The following is a 6,000-nucleotide window of genomic DNA, read 5'->3' as shown; positions in this document are numbered from 1 at the left end:
GGGGGGGGGGGGGAGGGAACCGCCGATCATCGAAAATCTGATGGTCTGGCCGCCGGTGATTTCACCCAACGCTGACGCAATTGACGATGTGGCCGAGTTTACCTACCGGTTGCCGGTGAGTGCAACCGTGAATATCGAGGTGCTGGCGCCAAACGGTGAAGTGATCCCGGTCGTGACCCGCGAAGAGGAGGGGCCATTCGAGCAGCGGCACGTCTGGAACGGCAAGCGGCCAAACGGTTCGTTACTGGACGCCGGTGTCTACACGTACACCGTGCGCGCCGAAGATCCGTTTGGCAATGTGGTGCAGCGGCAGGGCCAGATCACCCTCGCTGAGGTTGGCCAACCCGAAGCGCGCATTGTCTATTCGATGATTGCGCCGCAGCGGGTGATGTTGGGCGAAGTGATTACAGTCACGATCCGGGTGCGCAATACCGGCACAGTGCCGATCCGTACCTACGGCCCGCCGAGCGGGTATGAATACACCACCGATGAGGTCTTTTCGTCGGTGGAAAATGGGGCCTATGCGGCACAAGCCGGCGGGTTTTGGCGCGTTGGCATGGATTGGGATGCCAACAGTGGCGGCGGCCCGAAACGCTACCCGTACCGCTGGTCAATTTCGCCGCGTCCGCCCGAAGAGTGGGCGCAACCGTTCGTGGAAGATTTTCTCTACCCCGGTGAAGAGGCCGAGATTATTGGCCGGGTGCGGATTTTGCAGCGTGAAACCCGCATGGGCTTCTACGTCGGTCTGATTCAAGATGGGGTCGGCTTCTTCCAAGATCGCACCGGGCGAACGATCATCGATGTCGGATTTTGAAGGCGCAAGGCGGGCAATGACGCAGGGTCAATAAACGCAAAGGCGTAGTAGCGCCGGACGACTGTCCGGCTCCACAAAGGGCGCAAAGTGGTTATATGGTGAACCAGAGAGAAGGAAGATAAAACGTTACCGCCGGCAGGATTTCCTACCGGCGGCACGCCCACCCCCATTAGTGCGATCGCGTTACCGATCAGCCACCTTAAACGCCGCGCTGCCAATCGACAGCAGATCTCCGCTCTGCAACCGCTGGCGGCCATTGATGCGATGGCCGTTCAAAGCCACCAACGCACCGGTGTCAAGCGGGGTGATAAACCAGCGTTCAAGAGCTTGCGCAATCTCGGCATGGCGCTCGAGCACCTGCCGATCGTGTAACACGATGTCGCATTGGCGGGCGCTGCCAATCACCATCGAACGGCGATTGACCACGATGTGTTGCCCGGTTCGTGAACCGGACACGCCGATGAGGGTTAATTCTCGGTTCATAAGGGCCTCCGGCGAACAGAACTAGTGCGATGAAACAATATATATTCTTATGATTCTCATTGACTTCTCATTTTGTCAAGTGTGACCTTTGGGCTATTTATTATGTTATGCTTGTCTCAGATTGGCGTCACCGGCGCACGTATCGTATCGATCCGTCCAATCAGGTTCGTGCTGCGACGAATCTTGGCGTCGCTCTGTTATGCGCCGGCAGCGACATCACAGCATAGGAGCAGCTAACTATGGCCGAGCCAATAGTGCAACGAGTGCGCATCTATCTCAACGGTGAAGATCGGGCCGGCGATCGACCGTTGTATCAGGCGGTGCTGGCTGAATTGCGCCAGAGCGGAGCGACCGGCGCAACGGCGTTGCCGGCGCTGGCCGGCTTTGGGCCGCGCCGGCAGGTATTGCCGGACGCCGAACGGCAGCCGGTGATTATCGAGTGGGTTGACCACGCGCTCCGTATCCAACGCATCTTGCCCTTGATCAGCGAGGTAGCGCGCGATGCCCTGATCACGATCGAGCCGGTAGAAGTGGCACAGGGCGTCTTGCGCCCCAGCGGGCCGTTTGGCGCCGAACAGTTGGTGTCGGATCTCATGCAAACCGAGGCGGCGGCAATTGCAGCGGACGCTCCCCTGCTCGTGGCGCTGGAGCAGATCGCTGCTGCGCAAGCTGATCTCTTGGCAGTGGTCGAGAACGAAACCGTGGTTGGGACGATCTCGGCCCGTGAATTGGTGTGGCGTGGCGGGTTGCGTTTACCTCCCAGTTTGCTCAGTGTGCTGGAACCGGCGGAAAGCGCCGCCGCGCTGGCAGCGATGCAGGGGCGCACAGTGGGCGAGGTGGCCAATCGTGAGGTGCGAGGCGTGCCCTCGACCATGCCAATTCCGCAAGCGTTGACAATGATGATCGAGTGGGGGTATGCGCAGGTGCCGGTGCTTGATGGGCATGGCCGGTTAGCGGGCATCTTCGGCCAGCGCGAAGTTTTGCTGGCAGCCGCGCGCCAACCAGAACCAACCGATACAAACGCGGTTGCGGTGCGGGTGGGGATGGTGATGCAGGCGGCGACGGCGCGGGTTGCGCTTGGCCAGCCGTTGGCCGCAGCATTGGCGATGCTGATCACGGCGCCGAGCCATCTCTTGTTTGTCGTTGACGGCGATGGGCGGCTAGCCGGAATCTTGCGTTTGAGCAATGTGCTCATGCGCTTACAGGGTGACGAACGCGCGGCGCTATTGGCTGCGTTGCAACGGGCGCAACCCACTCCGGCGGCGGCGCTGCCCGGCGCGCGCCGGGCAATCGATAGCTTGGTCGAGCCAGCGCCAGCGATCGTGACGATTGATGCTGGGTTAGGCGCCGCTGCCCGCCAGTTGCTGAACGTGAATGCGGAACGCTTGCCGGTGGTTGACTCAGATGGCCGGCTGTCGGGTATAATCGCACGTGGCGCCCTAATTCGGGCACTCTTACAACAAAGCGAATAGTAGGTAGGAAACGTATGGCTGATCGGGTTCTCATTACCGGCGGCGCCGGCTTTCTCGGCATCAATCTAGCGCGTTACCTCTTGGCGCGCGGCTATATTGTGCGTTCGCTGGATATTGCTCCCTTCGACTATCCTGAGCGCAGCCAGATCGAAGAGCATACGGGTGATATTCGCGATCGGGCGGCGGTCGATCGGGCTATGAAGGATGTGAAGTTTGTCGTGCATACGGCGGCGGCGTTGCCGCTCTATTCGCCGGCTGACATCTTCTCGACTGATATTGACGGCACCCGCAATGTGCTCGAGTCGGCTCGCGCTCACGGGGTTGAGCGGGTTGTCCACATCTCGTCAACCGCCGTGTATGGCATTCCTGACCATCACCCGTTGGTGGAAACGGATCGGCTCAGCGGGGTGGGGCCGTATGGTGAAGCGAAAGTCAAAGCCGAAGAGCTCTGCCTTGAGTTTCGCAAGGCCGGGATGTGCGTGCCGATCTTGCGGCCCAAGTCATTCGTTGGCCCTGAGCGGCTCGGCATCTTTGCGATGCTGTACGATTGGGCGATGGAGGGCCACAACTTCCCGTTGCCCGGCAACGGCAAGAATCGCTACCAGTTGCTCGATGTCGAAGACCTCTGCGAAGCGATTGTGCGCTGTTTGACGCTCGATCGCGATCGGGTGAACGACACCTTCAACATCGGCGCCAAAGAGTTCACTACGATCAAAGAGGATTTTCAGGCGGTGCTCGACGCAGCCGGTCACGGCAAGAAGATCATTACCTTCCCGGCGGCGCCGATGGTGTGGGCGCTGGCGATTCTGGAAAAGCTCAAGCTGTCGCCAGTCTATAAGTGGGCGTATGGCACTGTAACCGAAGACTCGTTTGTGTCGGTCGAAAAGGCCGAGCGGGTGCTAGGCTTTACGCCCAAATACTCAAATAAAGAAGCGCTGGTACGCAATTACCAGTGGTACGTTGCCAACGCCAAGCGGTTTGGTCAGCAGACCGGCGTCTCGCACCGGGTGCCGTGGAGCCAAGGCATTCTGAAATTGGCGAAGCTGTTCTTCTAGCCGCGAGCCAGCGAAGGGGCGGACAGACCCCATAAGCGCACATGTGGTTGAAGGCGTTGCAATGTGCCGCTTTACCCTCACCCCCAGCCCCTCTCCCACTAATGCGTTGAGGAGCGGACAGAACGTTTGATCGCGTACAACTGTCGATCGCTGTGCGATGCCGTAAAGCCCCGAGCTACGCTCTCAATCACCCCTCCCCCGCTGGGGGAGGGGCAAGGGGTGGGGGCATCAGCCCGCGCAGCGGGCTTCGTAAGCCTAGTCCGGCCCTAAAGGGCCGGGTTCCAGACTGATGTTCTGTCCGCCCATCAACTAACGCGGGAGAGGGGAGTGTATAGTCGAGCGGTAAGGGGCGGGTGGCAAACCCGCCCTTACTTTTTGGTGTGCGCTACTCCGCTGCCTCTGCCCCGCAGCGATTCACCATTCATCGCTAGCGCAATCCCGTCTTGCAGGGTGGCGCGGGTCTCGAAGACGCTCAAATCGGCGCCGAGACTGACCAAAGTTTGCGCCACTTCGGGGCTGATTCCCGTTAACACCACATGCGCCCCTAGCAGGCGCACTGCTCGCGCCGCCCGGATCAGCGCATCGGCGATAAAGGTGTCAACCGTGGCGACGCCGGTGATGTCAATGATCACCATCTCAGCGCCGCGCGTGGCGACCCCTTCGAGCAAGGTCTCAATAATCAAGCCCGCGCGGCGTTGGTCGATCACGCCGATCAGCGGTAACGCAACCGCCCGATCGCTAATCGGCACCAGCGGCGTGCTGAGTTCGCGCAGGGCCCGCTCTTGGGCGGCGATGATCGTTTCCTGCATCTGGAGACGCTCGAACTCGATCGCCTTAATCTCGCTAATATTCTGCATCATCCCGATCATACGCGCCGCTGTGCCGTCGGAGCCGGCCAGAAAATAGCCGCGGTCGAGAATCCAGACATACGAGCCGTTCTTGTGCTGGAAGCGATACTCGATGTCATACTCGCTCAGCTTCGCCTCAGCCTCACCCAACAGGTGCAACGCCCGTTCGCGGTCATCAGGATGGATCAACTCTTCCCATTGGGCCAGCCCGCCGTCGAGTTCGCTGAGGGTGCGCCCGCAGACGTACTCGGTTTCGCCGCTCCATGTGATGGTGCTTGTGGCGACATCGTAGTCGTAAATCATGAGCCGCAATGCGCGCACGAGCATAGCGTAGCGTTGGCGCAGATCGTTGAGTTCGCGCAACAGGCGCTGCTCTTCGGTTGACATAACGACCTCTGGTTAAGACAGGGAGTTGACGGCGTGGTCACGGTGCGACGGGGCTATGAGAGATTGTAGTGCGGGAGGGGAGGGGTGTCAAATCTTGTGGCATAAAATGGCCACGAAGAGCCGCAAAAGGCGTAACAACGTTATTGCTGAGGGCACTTGGCCGATAGTTGCAGCAATGATCACTTGCCCGCAATCACCTTAACGACCCCGCCCCCCACCCCGCTACGCCTTCCCATACACCGGAATGGCGGCGCCGCTGATGATGCGCGCGGCGGGGCCGACCAGAAAATGGATCACCGCCGCAATCTCGCTGGGTTTGACCCAGCGGTCATGCTTTGCGTTAGGCATGGCTGCCCGGTTGGCCGGGGTGTCGATCACGCTTGGCAAAACGGCGTTGACGGTAATATCGTGGGGGAGGAGTTCGGCGGCGAGCGCTTCGGTGAGTTGCAGCACGGCGCGCTTAGCAGCGGCGTAGGCGGCGAGGTTGGCGCCGGCTTGGGTGGCGGTGCGGCTGCTGACATTGACGATCGCGCCGCCGCCGCGGGCGATCATGTGGGGAATGGCCGCGGCGCACGAGATGACCGCCGTTTTGAGGTTGATGTCGAGCTGGCTTTGCCAGAGTGACCATGGCGTCTGATGCACCGGTTCGCCGCCGGCGAAGCCGCCAGCGGAATTGACCAGAATGTCGATGCCGCCGTGCGTTGCCGCAATCGCGTCGTAGGCCGCTTTGGCCGCCGCTTCATCGGTCAGATCGACGCGCACGCCGATGGCGGCCGGGCAACACTCATGCAGCCGCGCAAAAGCCGTCTCATCAACATACGGTGTGATCACGGCTGCGCCAGCGCCAAGCAGCCGTTCCACCACTGCAACCCCCAACCCGCCGGCGCCGCCGGTGACAATCGCCACTTTTCCTGCCAGATCCATGCACGCTCCTCTCGCTG

6 protein-coding genes are annotated in these 6,000 nt (G+C 60.8%); 3 read left to right on the top strand and 3 right to left on the bottom strand.

Translation table 11 applies throughout. The features are described 5' to 3' along the window. Positions 1-814: flagellar hook assembly protein FlgD (locus A6A03_RS03500; protein ID WP_066783595.1), on the top strand; the 814-nt coding region annotated here is incomplete at its 5' end. Between the two features lie 183 nt (positions 815-997). Here A6A03_RS03500 and A6A03_RS03495 read toward each other — a convergent pair. Continuing rightward, a complete protein-coding gene (locus A6A03_RS03495; protein ID WP_066783584.1) occupies positions 998-1,297 on the bottom strand; it encodes an FHA domain-containing protein in 300 nt (99 codons plus the stop codon). A gap of 239 nt (positions 1,298-1,536) precedes the next feature. Between A6A03_RS03495 and A6A03_RS03490 the strand changes: the two genes are divergently transcribed. Both A6A03_RS03490 and A6A03_RS03485 read left to right on the top strand, forming a co-directional pair. After that, on the top strand, positions 1,537-2,769 hold the full coding sequence (locus tag A6A03_RS03490; protein WP_066783582.1) for a DUF190 domain-containing protein: 1,233 nt from the start codon (positions 1,537-1,539) through the stop codon (positions 2,767-2,769). A 14-nt stretch (positions 2,770-2,783) separates the two neighbouring features. Then, positions 2,784-3,824, top strand: a complete 1,041-nt coding sequence (locus A6A03_RS03485; protein WP_066783580.1) for an NAD-dependent epimerase/dehydratase family protein — start codon at positions 2,784-2,786, stop codon at positions 3,822-3,824. Between the two features lie 368 nt (positions 3,825-4,192). Here the strand turns inward: A6A03_RS03485 and A6A03_RS03480 are convergent, their stop codons facing one another. Beyond that, the gene (locus tag A6A03_RS03480; RefSeq protein ID WP_066783578.1) at positions 4,193-5,059 is read right to left on the bottom strand and encodes a PAS domain-containing protein; all 867 of its coding nucleotides are present in this window, start codon (positions 5,057-5,059) and stop codon (positions 4,193-4,195) included. A 222-nt stretch (positions 5,060-5,281) separates the two neighbouring features. After that, on the bottom strand, positions 5,282-5,983 hold the full coding sequence (locus tag A6A03_RS03475; RefSeq protein WP_066783576.1) for an SDR family NAD(P)-dependent oxidoreductase: 702 nt from the start codon (positions 5,981-5,983) through the stop codon (positions 5,282-5,284). Positions 5,984-6,000: the final 17 nt, after the last annotated feature.

This window comes from Chloroflexus islandicus (genome assembly GCF_001650695.1).
Classification (GTDB): Bacteria; Chloroflexota; Chloroflexia; order Chloroflexales; family Chloroflexaceae; genus Chloroflexus; species Chloroflexus islandicus.
Note: the sequence above shows the minus strand (reverse complement) of the source record. Positions and strands in the feature narration are given on the sequence as shown.

Excerpts from the sequence above, each read along its gene's own strand:
- A6A03_RS03495 (WP_066783584.1), bottom strand. The coding sequence starts at position 1,297 with ATGAACCGAGAATTAACCCTCATCGGCGTGTCCGGTTCACGAACCGGG.
- A6A03_RS03490 (WP_066783582.1), top strand. The coding sequence starts at position 1,537 with ATGGCCGAGCCAATAGTGCAACGAGTGCGCATCTATCTCAACGGTGAA.
- A6A03_RS03485 (WP_066783580.1), top strand. The coding sequence starts at position 2,784 with ATGGCTGATCGGGTTCTCATTACCGGCGGCGCCGGCTTTCTCGGCATC.
- A6A03_RS03480 (WP_066783578.1), bottom strand. The coding sequence starts at position 5,059 with ATGTCAACCGAAGAGCAGCGCCTGTTGCGCGAACTCAACGATCTGCGC.
- A6A03_RS03475 (WP_066783576.1), bottom strand. The coding sequence starts at position 5,983 with ATGGATCTGGCAGGAAAAGTGGCGATTGTCACCGGCGGCGCCGGCGGG.